The sequence below is a fragment of the Helicobacter pylori genome (assembly GCF_003637685.1).
GTDB classification, from domain to species: Bacteria; Campylobacterota; Campylobacteria; order Campylobacterales; family Helicobacteraceae; genus Helicobacter; species Helicobacter pylori_CJ.
The window spans coordinates 114,470-132,545 of sequence record NZ_MVWW01000005.1 but is presented as its reverse complement, the minus strand read 5'-3'; the positions used below and the strand labels follow the sequence as shown (position 1 = coordinate 132,545).

The following is an 18,076-nucleotide window of genomic DNA, read 5'->3' as shown; positions in this document are numbered from 1 at the left end:
TCTTTTTGCTCACCGCATTTTGCAAAGATTGCGCGTTAGGGATATTAGAGAGCGCGGTGGTGATGCTGTTGTAAGTGTTGCCTAACTCGTTGTATCGGGATTTGAAATTCACCAAAGTGTCAGCGATGTTTTCGGCTTGTTGGATCTGAGCGGCTTCAGTGCCAAAATGCGCGATGCTGTTGTTTAGGGCGGTTATCGTCTCTCCTGCATACGCGCAAGCTGAACCCCAAGTGTTACCGGTAACCGTGCCTGGATTGGTGCCACGACCTGGTGTTCTGCATGATGCTAAAGAGTAACTGATGAAAGCTTCAGGAATAGTGTTAAGGTCATTTTTTACTTGCTCAGCTAGAGTTAAAATCTCTGTTTGAGCTTTAGCGTTAGCGAGCATGCCTTCAGCAAATTGAGCGTCTGTGAAAGGGTTGAAGTTATTGGGGTTGGTTAATTCTGCTTGTTGGGTAGCGTTAACAATGTTGGCTTGCGCGACAGCTTCTTGAGCGTTTTTAATCATGCTTGTAATCGCACTGATTTCAGTGGCAAAAATCCCGCATGCGCTCCCGTTAGAATTGGGCAATCCCCACGGCTCACCACTACCATTATTCATGTGCGGGCATGCACTATTTAGGGTAGTGATAATGATGCTCGCTTGTTTTAAAAGCTCTTGAGCGTTATTTTCCACATCAATTTTTGTGTTGTTTGTTTCTTGTGTTCCCCCTACCCATTGGGTCGGATTGTATGGACTACCATTATAGCTTGTTTTATCTCCTGCTGTGGCACCTGTTGTTTTTTTCCCATCCATTGTAAAATCAAGTTTTGTAGTGGTGTTGCTTAAAACTGGGATCCCATTCCCACTGCTCCCGAAAGCCTTTTGGATGATTTGATAGGCTTGATTGATTTTCGCAAAATTCTCAGTGGATAGAGCGCTATCAAATCCTGGTTCATAATACGAATTGCAAGTAATCGTAGTCCCCCCATATTGCGATGATGGTGTGTTTTCAAAGGTTTGAACGCCTCCATTTTTACTGCTGTTCTTACCAGGACCACAAGCGCTGATCGCATAGCTCATGACTTGCCACAAGCCCGCTGCCGCATTGAGCGCCAAAATCACCGCTTGATAGGCGGGGGAATTCTCTTTTTCTTTGAGTAGATTATTCGCACCCGCATTCAAATTATTGATCGCACCACTGACAGCACTCGGATCAGCGGACAATTTGATCAGGGTGTTTAGGGTGCTGTATTTGGTCAAAAGGTTGTTCAGCTTTTCATAATTGTCTGAAAGCTCTTGAATGCCTTTGGTGTTTTTCACCATTTGAGCGGCTTCACCGATCTGATAGCCCGCGCTCATGTAAAAGCCGTCGTCTTCAGCGTGGAGCAAAAACGAGAGAGAGAGAGAGAGTAAAAGGGTTTTTTTCATCATATTCTCCTTTTTGAATTAGTATTTTGATGCATTAAACATGGGCGTATTATAGCATGAAAGCGTTTTTTTTTTTTTGTCATTTTGGAAAAATTTTGTGATTTTTTTACTTTTTAGCGCTTTTTGTTTGGTGTTAGCCCATAAAAAGGCTTTTAGCATTTTTTAAGATTAAATAGTAAAGAGCTTGATTTTGCCATAACCTCTTTAAAAAGCACTCTTTTGGGGCGTTTGCCCCTTATGAGTGAGAAAGTTTATTTCTTGTGAGAGAAATTATGCGGGTTGCCTTTATCCCCAACATAAGCGATTTTATCGCCTAAAATATCATAAGCTTGACCAAAGCCTTTCACAAAACGCCCTTCTTTGAAATCCAATGCGATCAAATGGAAATCTTGCATGGTGCGGATGGTTTTAATGCCCCCAGCACCGCCGGTTTTTTCAATGAAAGAATCAAACGCTTTGTCAAACTCTGCCCCTCTTTCAATAAAACGAGCGTTGGTTTTATAACGCAAGCGTTTTCTCAAAATAGCTGATTTAGCCTTGCTTTCATCTTCTAAAAACATCACTTCCACATTGTGGGGGTTGTTTTTAAGGCCGGCAAAATGCTCAGCCACTTCACTCACATAAATGTAGTATTGTTTGCCATTGGTCATTAAAGGCGCATAAGAGCATACCACATGCCCATTAGGGTGTAAGGTTGCTAAACAAACAGAATCAAAGCTTTCTTTAAAAGCCTTAACTTCTTCTTCCACGCCTTTTAAATCATGGGTTTTTTCCACGCTTTGGCACAATTCAATGATAGCGTTTTTGTAGTCTTTGGGGTCTTTAACTTCGTGGTTGAATTCAATCCTTAAGGTTTGATTGTGGTTATAACCAATCACAATGCCTTGAGGATCCACGCTTTTAAAGGCGACATTTTCAGCGTGATGGACTTGCCCGAATTTTTTCAACAAACCTTTCATGTCTTCTACATGGTTGGCGTTCATGTGTTCTATAATACGATTAAGCAAAATATTCTCCTTATTTTTTAAAAATAATGAGAATATTATAATCAAAAAAAATAATTTTGAGCTTAATCTTTAGCGGAAATTTTGGTTTTGATTTCTATGCCTAAAAGTTTGAAAGCGTTAGTCAAACTCAAACTCACCATTAAACAAATTTTTAAAAGCTCTTTAGTTTTAGGGGTGTCTAAGATTTTGCCAGCGTTATAGAAGCGGTGGAATTCTGAGGCGAGGGTTTTTGCGTATTCGCACATTTTTTGCAAGCCGTATTCTTCAAAAGAAGATTCAATTGCTTTAGACAAGCTTAAAGCACTAAAAAGCAGGTATTTTTCTTCAGCGTTTAAATTTTTTAAAGGGGTTTGCAAAATCTCTTCTTTAGAAAAGGGCGATTTTTCTAGCATGGTGTGGATGCGCGAATTAGCGTAATGGATATAGTAAATGGGGTTTGAGCTGTCCTGCTTTTTGAAAGTATTGACATCAAATTCTAAATGGGTATCAAGCCGTTTACTCAAAAAAATAAACCTCAAAGCGTCCTTGCCCACATCATCAATCACATCTTTAATCAAAATAAAATTACCCGCTCTTTTACTCATCTTGTAAGGCTCGTTATCTTTGAGCAAGCACACCATTTGAGCGAGTAAGACTTCAAGCTTGTTGGAATCATAGCCCAAAAACTCAAGGCTGGCTTTCACTCTAGCGATATAGCCGTGGTGGTCTGCCCCCCAAATGTTGATGTATTTGGTGTAATTTTGTTGGAATTTTTCATCATGATAGACAATATCGCCGGCCAAATAAGTGTAGCTTTTATCTTCTTTGATAAGCACTCGATCGCTTTCATCTTGGTATAAGGAAGATTTGAGCCAGATTTTAGAATCCTTTTCATAAAGGGCGTTCGCTTTTTCTAATCGCTCAAACACTGCATCTTTTTGTTTAAAAATCTCTTTTTCGCTCGCATAAGAATCAAAATGAATGCCTAAAGAATCCAAATTATCCTTGATTTCTAAAAGCATTAAATCTTTAGCATAGCCGCTTAAAACTTCAATAATAGTCTCTTCATTTTCTTTAAAAAGGCTTGGCTCTAAATCGTTGTGAGCCTTTTTAGCGATTTCAATGATGTATTCGCCCTTGTAAAAGACTTCCGGGTAAGTTACGCTTTCTTTTAAAACATGTTCTCTGTAAGCGAGCCACACGGAAAGCCCTAACAAGCGGATTTGAGAACCCATGTCATTGACATAATATTCGCACAAAACCTCATGCCCTAAAAAGCGAGCGATTTTAGCCAAACTATCGCCAAACACCGCCCCTCTAGCATGCCCTATGTGTAAAGGCCCTGTGGGGTTGGCGCTCACGAATTCTAAAAAGATTTTTTGAGAACATTCGCTTTTAACTTTAGAGCCAAATTGTTCTTTTAATTCCAAAGCTTTTTGGGTGAAACGCTCCAAAAAATCCAAAGAAAGCGTGAAATTGATATAGCCCTTACAAGCGACTACGCTGTCAAAAAACCCTTGAATTTTTTCATGCGTGCTGATTTTAAGGGCTAATTCCTCAGCGATGACTAAGGGCGATTTTTTAAAAACTTTGGCGAGATTGAAAGCAATGGGCGTAGCGTAATGTCCATGCTCTCGGTCTTTAGGGTATTCAATAACGACTTCTTCTTCTAAAATCTCTTCTAAAACGCCCTTAATGAGAGTGTGCATGGTTAACTTTCTTGTTTGCTTTTAATCTCGCTAGTTTCATGCACTTTAGCTTGTGCTGCTTGAGCGTCTAGGGTTTTAGGCTCATTTTTAGCTTCTTCTTCATCGTCTTTCACGGCTTTTTTGAAATTCTTAATCCCACTGCCTAAGCCTTTGGCCAATTCGGGGATCTTTTTAGCCCCAAACAACAACACAATCACTAATAAAACAATGACCCAATGCCATATGCTTGTGAATCCGCCCATATTTTACTCCTTAATCTATTGGTTGGTTTTTATTTGAATTATAGCTTTTTTAAAAAATAATTGATAGGTTTTATAAGGATTCGTTTTTCCAAGCCTTGCAGATTTTTTCAAAATTAAACGCTTTTAAGCGATAAACTAAAGTTTTTGCGATGCTTAAGATGATTTCTTTGGATTTTTCTAAATCTTCATTGATGATGAGGTAATCAAAGCTCTCCAAGCACTGCATTTCTTTATAAGCGTTGATCAAGCGTTTTTCTATCGTCTCTTTAGAATCCGTCCCCCTTAAAAGCAAGCGCTCTTTTAAAATCTCTTGGTTTTTGGTGCTAATAAAGACTGAACATGCGTTAGGGTAATGCTTTTTAAGGATTTCATGCCCTTGCACATCAATATCAAAAATGACGATTTTGCCCTCTTTTAAGGCTTTTTCTACAGGGATTTTAGAAGTGCCATAATAGTGGTTATGCACGATCGCCCATTCTAAAAACTGCCCTTTTTCTATGCCTTGTTTGAACTCTTCTTCGCTGACAAAATTATAATGCAAGCCATCAACTTCGCCCTCTCTGGGTTTCCTCGTGGTGGTGGAAAGGGAAAAATGGGTTTTTGGGATTTTTTCTTGCAAATACTTTGTAAGGGTGCTTTTACCCGCTCCGCTAGGGCCTGAAAGGATGAGTAAATTAAAATCATTATGCATTAGGTTTTTTATCCTCTAAAGTGATTTTAATGCTTAAGGTTTTGTTTTCTAAAAGGCTTTTTAAGGACTCTTGATTGAAACTTTTTAATAAATCCTGCAAATTCAAGCGCAATTCTAGGGGGCTAGAAGTTTTATCGCTTTCTTCTTTTTCTTTAGGGGTTTCTGTGTCGTTCTCATTCTTGGAGATTTCTGTAACACTCTCTTTAGGGGTTTCTGTGTCGTTCTCATTATTAGGGGTTTTTGCAACGGCTTCATTTAAAAAGGGCAATTCTTCCCCCATCGCTTTAGCCATCACCGGCTCAGGAATGTCTTCAATGCTTTCGTAATGGTCTTCTTGGGTTTTGGGCGTTTCTTTTTCTTGCGCTTGGGTTTTTTCGGTAACAACTTCTTGGGTTTCTTCTTGTGGGGTTTCTTTTTCTTGTGATTGGGGGACTTCTACATCTTGTGGTGTTTCTGCGATTTCTTGTTTTTCTAACTCGTGCGCTTGGGTTTCTTGGAGAGCTTCTGCGCTTTCTTGCGTTTTTTCTTTAGGAATTTCTAATTCTTGCGCTTGGGTTTTTTCGGTAACAACTTCTTGGATTTCTTTATCTTGTGGAATTTCTGTGCTTTCTTGCGTTTTTTCTTTATTCTCTTGGCCGTTAGAGTTTTCTTGGATTTCTTTGACTAATTCTTGCATGGCCTCTAATTCTTGCGCGCTTGGGGAATCTTGTGTTTTTTCTTGTTTTTCCTCTTTAATTTCTTGCGTTTCTTCTTTAGGGATTTCTAATTTTTCTTGCGTTTCCAACTCTTTAGAAACTTCTTCATCTTTAGGGGTTTCACCCTCTTGCGTTTCATCATCTTTAGGCTTTTCTTCTTTTTGGGGCGTTTCTTTAACCTCTTCTTTTTCTTCTTGCGCATCTAAAGTGGGGAGTAGTTGCTCTTCATTGTTAGGCTCTTCTTTGGCTAGGGCTTCTAAATCGCCTAAATTTTCTAACTCGTCCCAATTGGTTTCTAAAACTTCTTGAGTTGGATCTAAATTCTGGCTAGGCTCTAGCTCGCTCATGTCAGAACCAAGCTTTTTTTGAAGGACTTTCAACATTTCAGTGGGTAAAAAAGGTTTTTTGATTTTCATCTCAAAGCCCTCTAAAAAGGGCTGTGCTTCATTGCCCTTTTTATACATGCACACGCTGTTTTTATTTTGAGAGATGATTTCTTTTAATTCTAGCCAATCCACTTGATCTAGTTTTTCCAAACATTCATCATCGGCTATCAAAAGCCATTCTGGATCTTTTTTAAGGCGCGCGGACAGCTCTTGATAGTGGTTAAAATTTTCTATAGACAATTCTAATTTCTTAGAAACACTCTCAAGCAGCTTTTCAATCATGGGGTTTTGGTTGAATAGAATCATTTTCATTTTAGGGACTCCTTATTTTATTAAGAAACGCTTCTTTAAGCCTATCAATTTTTATCGCTTTTTTTAAATCTTTTATTATAATCAAAAATCCACTTGGTTGGTTGTTTTTATCATGAGTGTAATTTAAAATAAGGATCATTTGATGTTCAACAAGTTTAAAAAAATCGTTGGCGTGAGCGTGTTAGTGGGCTGTTTAGGGGTTTTGCAAGCTAAAAACAGCCTGTTTGTCTTACCTTATGAGCAAAGGGACGCTCTCAATTCTTTAGTTTCTGGTATTAGTAACGCTAGAGAGAGCGTGAAAATCGCTATCTATAGTTTCACGCACAGAGATATTGCAAGAGCCATTAAAAGCGTAGCGAGTAGGGGGATTAAGGTGCAAATCATTTATGATTACGAAAGCAACCACAATAACAAGCAATCCACTATTGGCTATTTAGACAAATACCCCAACACGAAAGTGTGCTTATTGAAAGGGCTTAAGGCTAAAAACGGGAATTATTACGGCATCATGCACCAAAAAGTAGCGATCATTGACGATAAGATCGTGTTTTTAGGCTCAGCGAATTGGAGCAAAAACGCTTTTGAAAACAATTATGAAGTGCTTTTAAAAACCGATGACACAGAGACAATTCTCAAAGCCAAGAGCTATTATCAAAAGATGTTAGGGAGTTGTGTAGGGTTTTAAAAGCCCTTTAGAAGTGGTAATTATACCCCACATAAAAGGCAAAGACCCTACGCATTTGAACCTTGAGCGCGTCAGTGGTGTAGTATTTGTTATTAATGGTGGGGAATTTAAAGCCGATTTCAAATTCATGCTCATCTACAAATAAAGCCTTGAGACCAAAGTTAAAGAGGAATTGAAAAGAGGTGTTATCAACCGCGCTGCTGTTAGTGATGCCTAACAATTCCTGCCCTTTACTGCCAATATACCAGCTATTCCCCGCAATCGCAATCCCCCCAAAAACGCCAATATCCACGCTAATATCATCTTGATAGAAACTCCCTTGGAAGAAATTCCACATCGCATCCACGCCCACGCCATAAGTGATCATGTTATTGCCGCCATAATAGCCTTTAGGGTATCTCATGCCATAGCCTTGCCAATCTAAAAAAGCAAAATAGCGCAAGCCCAAGATTTTATCCGGATGGAAAAAGTGGTTATAGCCCATGACTAAGCCAATCCCATTAGATCCCATGTTGGTGAGCTTTTTAACGCTATTAACGCTAGTCATTACATTGGTGTAACCGGTTTGATAGTTAGTAACTTCTCTAACTTCATGGATATTAGTCATTAAATTGATAGAACCTGTTTGGTAATTGAATCCCATATACAAATTTTTTGTCCAAGAAGGCGCTGCACTTTCTTCTTTAGCTATTAAGGCGTGTGTCAGCAAGCTTGCGCCAACTAACATTTTTAACAAGGTTCTCAATTCTATCTCCTGCATAGTAAGTTTCATTATAAAGATCTTAAAGATCTAAATTTTACAACAACTTACTCAAAATTAAGCATTTATTCTTTATAAGAGAGTATAATTTAGGGCTTAAAATAACTCAAAAGTAAGGCTAGTGGATGAAAAAAGCGCTTTATTTAGGGGCTGTTGCGTTTAGCGTTGTATTCAGCATGGCATCAGCCAATGAGCCAAAAATTGATTTTAACCCTCCTGATTATGTAGAAGAAACCCCCTCTAAAGAATTTATCCCTGAATTGAACAAGTTGGGGAGTTTGTTTGGGCAGGGCGAGCGCCCCTTATTTGCGGACAGGAGGGCGATGAAGCCTAACGATTTGATCACAATCATTGTCTCTGAAAAAGCGAGCGCGAATTATTCTAGCTCCAAAGATTATAAAAGCACTTCAGGAGGTAATTCCACTCCCCCAAGACTCACTTATAACGGGCTAGATGAAAAAAAGAAAAAAGAAGCGGAGTATTTGGACGATAAGAATAATTACAATTTCACCAAATCCAGCAATAACACGAATTTTAAAGGCGGTGGCTCGCAAAAAAAGAGCGAGGATTTAGAGATCGTGTTGAGCGCTCGCATCATTAAGGTGCTAGAAAACGGGAATTATTTCATCTATGGGAATAAGGAGGTGCTAGTGGATGGGGAAAAGCAAATCCTTAAAGTGAGTGGGGTGATCCGCCCTTATGATATTGAAAGGAATAACACCATCCAATCCAAGTTTTTGGCTGACGCTAAGATTGAATACACGAATTTAGGGCATTTGAGCGATTCCAATAAAAAGAAATTCGCTGCTGATGCGATGGAAACCCAAATGCCTTATTAATAAAGAGCGTTTGAAAGCCTAGCATGAGAGCGATCGCTATTGTTTTAGCCAGAAGTTCCAGTAAAAGGATTAAGAATAAAAATATTATTGATTTTTTCAACAAACCCATGCTCGCTTATCCTATTGAAGCGGCGCTAAATTCCAAGCTCTTTGAAAAGGTGTTTATCTCTAGCGATAGCATGGAGTATGTGAATTTGGCTAAAAATTATGGGGCGAGTTTTTTGAATTTACGCCCTAAAAATTTAGCGGACGACAGAGCCACGACTTTAGAGGCGATGGCCTATCACATGAAAGAATTAAAATTAAAAGATGAAGATATTGCGTGTTGTTTGTATGGCGCTTCAGTATTTTTACAAGAAAAGCATTTAAAAAACGCTTTTGAAACTTTAAAACAAAATCAAAATGCGGATTATGTTTTCACATGCTCTCCCTTTAGCGCTTCGCCCTATCGTTCTTTTAGCCTTGAAAACGGCGTTCAAATGGCTTTTAAAGAGCATTCAAACGCGCGCACGCAAGATTTAAAAACGCTCTATCATGACGCAGGGTTGCTTTATATGGGGAAGGCTCAAGCCTTTAGGGAAATGCGGCCTATTTTTAGCCCAAATTCCATCGCTTTAGAATTATCGCCCTTAGAAGTCCAAGATATTGACACTTTAGAAGATTTAGAATTAGCCAAGCTCAAATACAGCCGTTTAAAAAACGCATGCCAGTAAAAATTTTGTGCGATGCGTTTGTAACAAGCGGTTTAGGGCATGTGAGGCGTTGTGAAAAAATCCTTTCTTTTATAGAAAAATTAGGGGTTGAAGCAAGCCTTCATTTATATAAGCAAAACGATATAAGCGCTTTTTTAGAGGGCGTTGGCAATGATGATTTGTTGATTACAGACAGCTATTGTTTGAATTCAAAAGATTTTTACCTTTTAAAAGAAAAAGCCAAAAGCCTAATGGTGGTAGAAGATAAAGAGCATGTTAAGGGGTTTTACCCCAAAAACACTAAGATCATGAATTTCACGCTGAACGCCTTAAAGCACTACCATCATTTATCAAAAGATTATCAGTATTATTTGGGGGTGGGATTTTACCCTGTTGATGCTCGTTTTATTTATGAGCGCCCTATCAATACAGCAAATAAAGAAGTGCTGATCACGCTAGGAGGGAGCGAGCAAAAAACTCTCAAAGAGATAGTCAAAATTTTAGAAAATAAGAATGTGAATTTGCATATCATTTCACCTTATACGCCTAAAAATCCTCCCAAAAACACGCATTATTACAGCCCTTTAAACCCCTTAGAGTTCAGTTCTTTGATGAAATCTTGCGCTTGCGCTATTAGCGCTGCGGGTCAAACCCTCTATGAATTAGCCCTTTCTCAAACGCCCTCTCTTATCATTCCCATCGCTTCTAATCAAATCCTTCAAAGCAAAGAATTTGAAAATTCAGGCATTTTCAAACAAACGAGTTTAAAAACTCTAGCTAAAGATTTTGAAAAATTACAAATTCAAAAAAATCAAGCCTGGGCAAAAACCCTGGCCTTTGGGAGTGAATTAGAGGGCGCATTAAGGGAGTTTTTAGAAATTTGAAAAAAAATTATTCTTATAAAAATATCCAAGCGATTGATTTTACCCAGTTAAACGATGGAGAAAAATTGTTGGTTTTAGAGTTTCGTAACCACCCAAACACTGCCTTATGGATGTATAGCGCTTTTATTTCTTTAAAAACGCATTTGCAATTCATAGAAGATTTAAAAAACTCGCCTAGCCACCGCTATTTTTTGTTTAAAGAAGAGGGCGTTTATTTAGGGGTTGGCTCTATCACTAAAATCAATTTTTTTCATAAGCATGGGTATTTGGGGATTTATAAAAACCCTTTTTTGAAAAATAAGGGAGAGACTATTTTAAAAGCTTTAGAATGCATCGCTTTTGAAGAGTTCCAATTACATTCTTTGCACTTAGAAGTGATGGAAAACAATTTTAAAGCGATCGCTTTTTATGAAAAAAACCATTATGAGTTAGAAGGGCGTTTGAAAGGCTTTATCTCTAAAGATAAGGAGTTTATAGATGTTCTTTTGTATTACAAGGATAAGAAAGGATATAACGATCAATCTGCTCTAAAACTTTAGGGCAAATTTCTAATTTTAAATTTAATACGCTTAAAGGCAAGTTGCAATCTTGTAATTTGACAAGATCTTTTGAAGTAACCAATAAGGAAGTGGCGTTATTTTGATAAAACTCTTTTTCTAAAAGCTTCAAATCAAAAGGGGCATGGTCTCTAAAATACAATTTTTTAACCACTTCTTTGGGTAAAAACGCATCAAGCCTGCTAGGGTTAGCGATAGCCGTTACTAAAAGCATGCGTTTGGTGGGGTTAGTGATAGAGGTGATTCTTTTATAATCCTTATCTTCTGTAACGACTAAATGGGCTTCTTTATAGCTTTCAATATTTTCTCTATACAACCCGCTAGGCAAACAAAAAGGGTAGTAGGGGGGGACTTTAGGCTTTAAAAGCGCATTGAATTGGTTGAAATTAAACCTAAAACCATCGTCTAAAAACACAATCTTTGCCCCTAATTCAAGGGCTTTTAAAACGCCTAGCTCTCTTTTTTCGCTCACAATCACGCTCGCTTGTTTTAAACTTAAGGCTAAAAGATAGGCTTCATCGCCCGCTGTTTTTTGAGGAACTAAAATGTTTCCTTTAACGCTCACCACCACTAAGCCTTTAGAATCCCGTTGATACCCCCTAGAGACAATAGCCACTTCTTGGTATCTTGGAGCGATTTCTAAAATAAAGGGCGTTTTACCGCTTCCCCCAGCGATGAGATTGCCTATACTGATAATGGGGATTTTAAAATCATGTTTTTTAGCGGTTTTTCGTTTAAGGGTGGCGATGCCTTGATAGATTAAAGAAAAAGGATAGAGCGCGAAAATCAACCCCTTTTGTAAAAGAGTGGGGTCATAAAAATAGCGCTCTAAAAAGGGTTTATCGCTTTTCATTCATGTTCAAATCGCTTAGCGATGGCGGGTAATTCTAATTTAAAAGCGTTTTTTTGGATACGGCTTGTGATGTTTTTTACTAAAATTTCATCATAGCCTAATTGGGTGAGCGTTTCTAAATGGATGGGCTTTGTTTGAGATAACGCTTCAATATCCTTTAATAAAGGATCGATCACGCTATAAGGATAGCCTAAATCTTTTTCATCGCTTTGGCCTGCAAATAAATCCGCGCTAGGGGGCTTATCTAAAATCTTTTTAGGGATATTCAAATAATAAGCGAGTTCATAAACTTCAGTTTTAAACAATTCCCCAATCGGGTTAATCGCGCACGCCAAATCTCCAAATAAAGTGCCATAGCCTAGCATTCTTTCGCTTTTATTGCTCGTGCCAATGACTAAAGAATCGCTTTTTAAAGAATAATCGTATAAAAAAGCCATGCGCAATCTTGCGCAAAAATTCCCCTTTCTAGTAAGGCTTGCGTCTTTAAAATGAGAGCCAAAGATGGCATCATAGGGAGCGATAGAATATTCTGTATAAGGGATAGAAAAGGTTTCGCACAAAGTTAAAGCGTCTGTTTTACTTTCTGGCATGGAGACTGAAGAGGGCATTAAAAGGGCATGGGCGTTTTCTTTAAAAACCTTTTGACACAGCACCCCAACGACCGCGCTATCTAGCCCCCCACTCAGCCCGTAAACGACTTTTTTAAAGCCTTTTTTTTGAACTTCTTTTTCTAAAAAATCGCATAAATAAGCGATGAGTTTGTGGTAATCTTTTTGCATGCCTTAAATTATAATAGAAAAAATGCATCGTTTAAGTGAAAAATTAGCTTTTATTGCTATAATCCTTGTTTCACTTCTTTAAAAGTGCTCGTAGCTCAGCTGAATAGAGCAACAGGTTGCGGTCCTGTAGGTCGGGGGTTTGAATCCCTCCGAGCACACCATTTTTTAACATTCTGCATGTTTTTAAACATTATCGCTCCCATTATGGTAAAATAAATACTTGCTTAAACACGCTAGGAGATTTGATTTTGGCATTACCCGTTTATTATGATAAAGACATTGATTTAGGCGTTATCCAATCCTTACAAGTGGGCATTATTGGCTATGGCGCGCAAGGAGAGGCCCAAGCGCTCAATTTGAGGGATTCTAAAGTAAAGGTGCGTATTGGCTTGTATCAAGGGAGTTTGAGCGTTTCAAAAGCAAAAAAAGAGGGCTTTGAAGTGCTAGGAGTCAAGGAATTAGTCCAACAATCTGATGTGATCATGGTATTACTCCCGGATGAATTGCATAAGGAAGTGCTAGAAAAAGAAGTGATCCCTTTTTTAAAAGAGGGGCAGCTTGTGGGCTTTGCTCATGGTTTTAGCGTGCATTTCAATCAAGTTGTTCTTCCAAAAGGCGTGGGCGTGATCTTAGTCGCGCCAAAAGGGCCAGGGAGCGCTTTAAGAGAAGAATACCTTAAAAATAAGGGCTTATACCATTTAATCGCCATAGAGCAAGAGAGTTCAATTTATAACGCTAAAGAGGTGGCTTTAAGCTACGCCAAAGCGATGGGTGGGGGGAGAATGGGGGTTTTAGAAACAAGCTTTAAAGAAGAATGTGAGAGCGATTTATTCGGCGAGCAAGCGGTTTTGTGCGGAGGGTTAGAAGCGGTTGTAAGAATGGGGTTTGAAACCTTGATCAAGGCAGGATACCCTGAAGAATTAGCCTATTTTGAATGCGTGCATGAAGTGAAATTAGTGGCGGATTTATTGCATTATAAGGGGGTAGAGGGCTTAAGGAAGCACATTTCTAACACCGCTGAATTTGGGGCGATTAAAGCGAGAGAGCCTATGGGAAATCTGTTAGAAAAACGCATGCAAAAAATCTTAAAAAAGATTCAAAACGGCTCGTTCGCTAAGGATTTTTTACTGGAAAAGAGCTTGAATTACCCCAGGCTAAACACAGAGAGGAAAGCCCTTAAAGAGACTAAAATAGAGCAAATTGGGGAAATTTTACGCGCCCCATTCAATCATAAAAAATAAATCATTAAAATAAAGGAATCATATGGCAATAGTAGTTACTATCACTTCAGGTAAGGGGGGCGTGGGTAAAAGCACCACCACGGCTAATTTAGCGATTGGCTTGGCTGAGAGCGGTAAAAAAGTCGTAGCGGTTGATTTTGACATAGGCCTTAGGAACTTGGATATGATTTTAGGCTTAGAAAATCGCATTGTTTATGATGTGGTGGATGTGATGGAAAAAAATTGCAACCTTTCGCAGGCTTTGATCACGGATAAAAAGACTAAAAACCTTTCTTTTTTAGCGGCTTCACAAAGCAAGGATAAAAATATTTTAGATAAGGAAAAAGTAGCGATTCTAATCAACGCTTTAAGGGCGGATTTTGACTATATTTTGATTGACTCACCGGCTGGGATTGAAAGCGGTTTTGAGCATGCGATTTTGCATGCGGACATGGCGTTAGTGGTGGTAACGCCGGAAGTGAGTTCCTTAAGGGATAGCGACAGAGTGATTGGCATTATTGACGCGAAGTCTAATCGGGCTAAAAGGGGCGAAGAAGTGCATAAGCATTTAATCATCAATCGCTTAAAACCTGAGTTAGTGGCAAATGGTGAGATGATTTCCATAGAAGAAGTGCTTAAGATTTTGTGCTTGCCTTTAATTGGGATCATTCCTGAAGACAGCCATATTATTTCAGCGACCAACAAGGGCGAGCCGGTGATTCGCACGGACTGCGAGAGCGCGAAGGCTTACCAACGCATCACCAGAAGGATTTTAGGCGAAGAAGTGGAATATGTGGAATTTAAGGCTAAAAGAGGCTTTTTTGGAGCGTTAAAAGGGATATTTTCATGAGTTTGTTTGATTTTTTTAAAAACAAAGGGAGTGCGGCTACCGCAACTGATAGATTAAAATTGATTTTAGCCAAAGAGCGCACTTTAAATTTACCCTACATGGAAGAGATGCGTAAAGAAATCATTGCCGTCATTCAAAAATACACTAAATCTTCAGACATCCATTTCAAAACCCTTGATAGCAACCAGAGCGTGGAAACGATTGAAGTAGAAATTATATTGCCTAAATAGTTTAAGATGAAAAGCCATTTCCAATACAGCGCGCTAGAGAATATCCCTAAAGCCTTTGACATTCTCAAAGACCCTCCTAAACAGCTCTATTGTGTGGGCGATACCAAGCTTTTAGAAGCGCCTTTAAAAGTGGCTATCATCGGCACAAGAAGACCCACTCCTTATAGCAAGCAACACACGATCACTCTAGCCAGAGAGCTTGCTAAAAATGGCGCGGTTATTGTGAGCGGTGGAGCGTTAGGCGTGGATATTATCGCTCAAGAAAACGCCTTACCAACAACGATCATGCTTTCGCCTTGCAGTTTGGATTTGATCTATCCTACGAATAACCATAAAGTGATCCAAGAAATCGCGCAAAACGGCCTGATTTTAAGCGAATATGAAAAGGATTTCATGCCCGTTAAAGGTTCTTTTTTAGCGAGAAACCGCCTGGTGATCGCTTTAAGCGATGCGGTGATTATCCCCCAAGCGGATTTAAAAAGCGGCTCTATGAGCAGCGCGAGATTAGCCCAAAAATACCAAAAACCCTTATTTGTTTTACCCCAACGCTTGAACGAGAGCGACGGCACTAATGAGCTTTTAGAAAAAGGGCAGGCTCAAGGGATATTTAATATTCAAAATTTTATAAACACCCTTTTAAAAGACTACCATTTAAAAGAAATGCCTGAAATGAAAGATGAATTTTTAGAATATTGCACCAAAAACCCTAGCTATGAAGAAGCGTATCTCAAATTTGGGGATAAGCTTTTAGAATACGAGCTGTTGGGTAAGATCAAGCGCATCAATCACATTGTGGTGTTAGCATGATTTTGGCATGCGATGTGGGGCTAAAACGCATTGGCATCGCTGCACTTTTAAACGGCGTTATCTTGCCTTTAGAAGCGATTTTACGCCACAACAGGAATCAGGCCTCTAGGGATTTGAGCGATTTGTTGAGGGAAAAAAACATTCAGGTGCTGGTGGTGGGCAAGCCTAATGAAAGCTATGCGGATACGAACGCGCGCATTGAGCATTTTATCAAGCTTGTAGATTTTAAGGGCGAAATCGTTTTTATCAATGAAGATAATTCTAGCGTAGAAGCTTATGAAAATTTAGAGCATTTGGGTAGGAAAAACAAGCGACTCGCTACCAAAGACGGCCGGTTAGACTCTTTGAGCGCTTGTAGGATTTTAGAGCACTATTGCCAACAGGTTTTAAAAAAGCGCTAGGGATAAATTCTCATTTAAAAATACCCCCTATCCCTTAAGAGAATGAGTTTTATTATAAAATTGAAGTTTAAAAACCCCATTTATGAAATTAAAAGGTTCTAGTTATCAATATTTGATTATAATAAAGTCTAAATTTTTTAATAAAAGGGAGAAGCGTCATGTTAGGGAATTTCAAAAAAGCGATTTTTAGGGCTTTATGCTTGTATTGTGTGTTGATTGGGGGGGGGGTTAATGGCAGAGCAAAACCCTGAAGAGCTTGTTGATTTGGGTATGCTGAGTTATGACAAGCAAGATTTTTCTAAAGCTAGGAAATATTTTGAAAGAGCGTGTGGTTTGAATAATGGTAGGGGTTGTAATAATTTAGGGGTGCTTTATAGCGATGGTCAAGGGGCGGAAAAAAACTTAACAAAAGCCGCTCAATTTTACTCTAAAGCATGCGATTTGAATATTGGTAGTGGGTGTAGTGGCTTAGGTTTTCTATATGGAAGTGGGGAGGGGGTGAAACAGGACTCAAAAAAAGCTGTCGCTCTGTATGAAAAATCTTGCGATTTGAATAATGGTTTGGGGTGTTTTAATGCAGGAATATCTTATGAATATGGTCAGGGAGTAGAGAATAACTCTGAAAAAGCCGCTCAATTTTATTCTAAAGCGTGTGATCTGAATAATAATAAGGGGTGTTTTAATTTAGGGGTGTTGTATCAAAATGGTCAGGGAGTGGAAAAAGACTTAATAAAAGTCGCTTATTTTTACACTAAAGCGTGTGATTTAAAAGATGGTTCGGGGTGTTTTAATTTAGGGGAGCTATATTTGGAAAAAGACTCAAAAAAAGCTGTCGCTCTGTTTGAAAAATCTTGCGATTTGAATATTAGTAGGGGGTGTGGTGCTTTAGGAGTTCTATATTATAATGGTCAAGGGGTGGAAAAAAACTTAACAAAAGCCGCTCAATATATCTCTAAAGCTTGCAAATTAGGAGATCAAAAGGCATGCGAGGCGCTCAAAGAAAAATAAGGGACAAAAAGCATGCGATAGCCTCACCTAGAAACTATCCCACAAAAGCCCTATTTTAGGGGGTTAGAGCGTCGCCAAAACGCTCCCTATTCTTTATGAGAAAATATTTTACTAGGGAGTTTTAATCTTTTTTTGGTATCCTTTTAGGGGTCATTAGTCTTAAAAACTCTTTAAAAACGGATAACCATGAAAATTATGCATCAAGTCAAGGATTTTTTAGATTTTTGCAAACAAACGATCCACAAAAATTCTAATGAAGCGTTTCAAAAAACCAAACGAGCGCTTTTTAAAGAAAAATCTCAAAAAATCAGGGAGCAAGCGGTTAAAATCGTAGAAAAACGCCTGATAAAAGAGAGCATGCAATTGAGCGATTTCAATGAAGAAGAATTAAAAATCATGTTTGAAGCTGAAGAAAAAAGGTTGTTAGAGCAAATCCACGCTAAAGAATTGAAAGAAAAACAAGAAAAAACCACCAAGCATTTTAAAGAAGTTTGGGAAAAGGGCGAGAATGAACAAGAAAAATAGCGTAATTTCTAGCTTAATGAATTTTTTTAGCGAAAAGAATGAACGCTGGCTGTTAGCCCACAGGCACACGAGAGGGTTTGTGATAGTGGCGTGGCTTTTTAGATTTAAAAGCATTGCGTTTTCTATTTTGATCACTTTGTTGGTTATTTTAGTGGATATTTGGGTGTATAGCGATGTGCGCCAGTTTTTATTGGACACTTCTAGCTCTTTTATTTGGCTTTTGATCGCTTTATTGATCAAGTGGGGCGTGATTGTCATAAGCGTGCGTAAATGCTACCAATTCAGCCAAAAAATGTTTGCGCTCATTCAAAGAAAAAGGCAAATCAGAGAGAATTTAAAAAACCGCTCCAACTACAAAGACACCAAAAATGCGGAAAAACTCTCTAGCATCGCTGAAGAAATCATTTTAAAAAAACAAGAAGAGTCCCGCCACAAAGAAGATTCTAATCATGAAAACCATAAAGAAAAGCTTTCTAGTATTACCGAAGAAATGATTCTTAAAAAACAAGAGGAATTGAAAGCTAAAAAGGATAAGGGGGATTAAAAAAGCATAT

The 18,076-nt window shown here is 38.6% G+C and carries 22 protein-coding genes and 1 tRNA gene; 14 read left to right on the top strand and 9 right to left on the bottom strand.

Annotation, left to right across the window (positions count from 1 at the left end):
- The 6 genes from EAL44_RS05220 to EAL44_RS05195 form a co-directional block, all read right to left on the bottom strand.
- A partial coding sequence (locus EAL44_RS05220) for a SabA family sialic acid-binding adhesin (RefSeq protein ID WP_121075486.1) occupies positions 1 to 1,411 on the bottom strand: 1,411 nt, incomplete at its 3' end.
- Positions 1,412 to 1,662: 251 nt separating this feature from the next.
- A complete protein-coding gene (locus tag EAL44_RS05215) occupies positions 1,663 to 2,418 on the bottom strand; it encodes a HugZ family heme oxygenase (RefSeq protein WP_121075483.1) in 756 nt (251 codons plus the stop codon).
- Positions 2,419 to 2,480: 62 nt separating this feature from the next.
- The gene (gene argS, locus EAL44_RS05210; protein ID WP_121075480.1) at positions 2,481 to 4,106 is read right to left on the bottom strand and encodes an arginine--tRNA ligase; all 1,626 of its coding nucleotides are present in this window, start codon (positions 4,104 to 4,106) and stop codon (positions 2,481 to 2,483) included.
- A gap of 2 nt (positions 4,107 to 4,108) precedes the next feature.
- Positions 4,109 to 4,348: a twin-arginine translocase TatA/TatE family subunit gene (gene tatA / locus EAL44_RS05205; RefSeq protein WP_000508574.1), complete on the bottom strand. Its 240-nt coding sequence runs from the start codon at positions 4,346 to 4,348 to the stop codon at positions 4,109 to 4,111.
- A gap of 70 nt (positions 4,349 to 4,418) precedes the next feature.
- On the bottom strand, positions 4,419 to 5,039 hold the full coding sequence (gmk, locus tag EAL44_RS05200) for a guanylate kinase (protein ID WP_000551231.1): 621 nt from the start codon (positions 5,037 to 5,039) through the stop codon (positions 4,419 to 4,421).
- A complete protein-coding gene (locus EAL44_RS05195; protein WP_121075477.1) occupies positions 5,032 to 6,432 on the bottom strand; it encodes a hypothetical protein in 1,401 nt (466 codons plus the stop codon). Before EAL44_RS05195 ends, gmk begins: the two co-directional genes overlap by 8 nt.
- Positions 6,433 to 6,574: 142 nt before the next feature.
- Between EAL44_RS05195 and EAL44_RS05190 the strand changes: the two genes are divergently transcribed.
- Positions 6,575 to 7,117 carry a phospholipase D-like domain-containing protein gene (locus EAL44_RS05190; RefSeq protein ID WP_120876611.1) on the top strand — a complete coding sequence of 181 codons (543 nt, stop codon included), beginning with the start codon at positions 6,575 to 6,577 and terminating at the stop codon, positions 7,115 to 7,117.
- Positions 7,118 to 7,124: 7 nt separating this feature from the next.
- Here EAL44_RS05190 and EAL44_RS05185 read toward each other — a convergent pair whose 3' ends face one another.
- A complete protein-coding gene (locus EAL44_RS05185; RefSeq protein WP_162970373.1) occupies positions 7,125 to 7,862 on the bottom strand; it encodes an outer membrane protein in 738 nt (245 codons plus the stop codon).
- Positions 7,863 to 8,002: 140 nt separating this feature from the next.
- Here EAL44_RS05185 and flgH point away from each other — a divergent pair, with 140 nt between their 5' ends.
- From flgH to pseH, 4 genes are read left to right on the top strand one after another with little or no spacing between them, the layout of a single operon-like run.
- Complete coding sequence (gene flgH / locus EAL44_RS05180; RefSeq protein ID WP_121075471.1) at positions 8,003 to 8,716, top strand: flagellar basal body L-ring protein FlgH; 714 nt, start codon at positions 8,003 to 8,005, stop codon at positions 8,714 to 8,716.
- A 23-nt stretch (positions 8,717 to 8,739) separates the two neighbouring features.
- The gene (pseF, locus tag EAL44_RS05175) at positions 8,740 to 9,429 is read left to right on the top strand and encodes a pseudaminic acid cytidylyltransferase (protein ID WP_121075468.1); all 690 of its coding nucleotides are present in this window, start codon (positions 8,740 to 8,742) and stop codon (positions 9,427 to 9,429) included.
- Entirely contained in the window at positions 9,420 to 10,292 is an 873-nt protein-coding gene (locus tag EAL44_RS05170; RefSeq protein ID WP_240448898.1) for a CMP-N-acetylneuraminic acid synthetase, read from the top strand. Before pseF ends, EAL44_RS05170 begins: the two co-directional genes overlap by 10 nt.
- The gene (gene pseH, locus EAL44_RS05165; RefSeq protein ID WP_121075462.1) at positions 10,289 to 10,831 is read left to right on the top strand and encodes a UDP-4-amino-4,6-dideoxy-N-acetyl-beta-L-altrosamine N-acetyltransferase; all 543 of its coding nucleotides are present in this window, start codon (positions 10,289 to 10,291) and stop codon (positions 10,829 to 10,831) included. The genes EAL44_RS05170 and pseH overlap by 4 nt, the downstream gene beginning before the upstream one ends.
- Here the strand turns inward: pseH and EAL44_RS05160 are convergent.
- Positions 10,764 to 11,702 carry a tetraacyldisaccharide 4'-kinase gene (locus tag EAL44_RS05160; protein ID WP_121075458.1) on the bottom strand — a complete coding sequence of 313 codons (939 nt, stop codon included), beginning with the start codon at positions 11,700 to 11,702 and terminating at the stop codon, positions 10,764 to 10,766. The genes pseH and EAL44_RS05160 overlap by 68 nt on opposite strands.
- Positions 11,699 to 12,481 (bottom strand): NAD+ synthase, encoded by a 783-nt coding sequence (locus EAL44_RS05155; protein WP_121075455.1) that lies wholly within the window; start codon positions 12,479 to 12,481, stop codon positions 11,699 to 11,701. The genes EAL44_RS05160 and EAL44_RS05155 overlap by 4 nt, the downstream gene beginning before the upstream one ends.
- An 84-nt stretch (positions 12,482 to 12,565) precedes the next feature.
- Here EAL44_RS05155 and EAL44_RS05150 point away from each other — a divergent pair.
- From EAL44_RS05150 to EAL44_RS05110, 9 genes are all read left to right on the top strand, one after another.
- A tRNA-Arg gene (locus EAL44_RS05150) sits at positions 12,566 to 12,642 on the top strand.
- Positions 12,643 to 12,729: 87 nt separating this feature from the next.
- Positions 12,730 to 13,722: a ketol-acid reductoisomerase gene (gene ilvC, locus EAL44_RS05145; protein ID WP_121075452.1), complete on the top strand. Its 993-nt coding sequence runs from the start codon at positions 12,730 to 12,732 to the stop codon at positions 13,720 to 13,722.
- Positions 13,723 to 13,744: 22 nt separating this feature from the next.
- On the top strand, positions 13,745 to 14,551 hold the full coding sequence (minD, locus tag EAL44_RS05140) for a septum site-determining protein MinD (RefSeq protein WP_001019056.1): 807 nt from the start codon (positions 13,745 to 13,747) through the stop codon (positions 14,549 to 14,551).
- Positions 14,548 to 14,781 carry a cell division topological specificity factor MinE gene (minE, locus tag EAL44_RS05135; protein WP_000051414.1) on the top strand — a complete coding sequence of 78 codons (234 nt, stop codon included), beginning with the start codon at positions 14,548 to 14,550 and terminating at the stop codon, positions 14,779 to 14,781. The genes minD and minE overlap by 4 nt, the downstream gene beginning before the upstream one ends.
- Positions 14,782 to 14,787: 6 nt before the next feature.
- Positions 14,788 to 15,588 (top strand): DNA-processing protein DprA, encoded by an 801-nt coding sequence (gene dprA, locus EAL44_RS05130; protein ID WP_121075449.1) that lies wholly within the window; start codon positions 14,788 to 14,790, stop codon positions 15,586 to 15,588.
- On the top strand, positions 15,585 to 15,989 hold the full coding sequence (gene ruvX / locus EAL44_RS05125) for a Holliday junction resolvase RuvX (protein ID WP_121075446.1): 405 nt from the start codon (positions 15,585 to 15,587) through the stop codon (positions 15,987 to 15,989). The genes dprA and ruvX overlap by 4 nt, the downstream gene beginning before the upstream one ends.
- Positions 15,990 to 16,220: 231 nt before the next feature.
- Positions 16,221 to 16,997, top strand: a complete 777-nt coding sequence (locus EAL44_RS05120) for an SEL1-like repeat protein (protein WP_121075443.1) — start codon at positions 16,221 to 16,223, stop codon at positions 16,995 to 16,997.
- Between the two features lie 186 nt (positions 16,998 to 17,183).
- On the top strand, positions 17,184 to 17,522 hold the full coding sequence (locus EAL44_RS05115; protein WP_001973467.1) for a hypothetical protein: 339 nt from the start codon (positions 17,184 to 17,186) through the stop codon (positions 17,520 to 17,522).
- On the top strand, positions 17,506 to 18,066 hold the full coding sequence (locus EAL44_RS05110) for a hypothetical protein (protein WP_121075441.1): 561 nt from the start codon (positions 17,506 to 17,508) through the stop codon (positions 18,064 to 18,066). The genes EAL44_RS05115 and EAL44_RS05110 overlap by 17 nt, the downstream gene beginning before the upstream one ends.
- Positions 18,067 to 18,076: the final 10 nt, after the last annotated feature.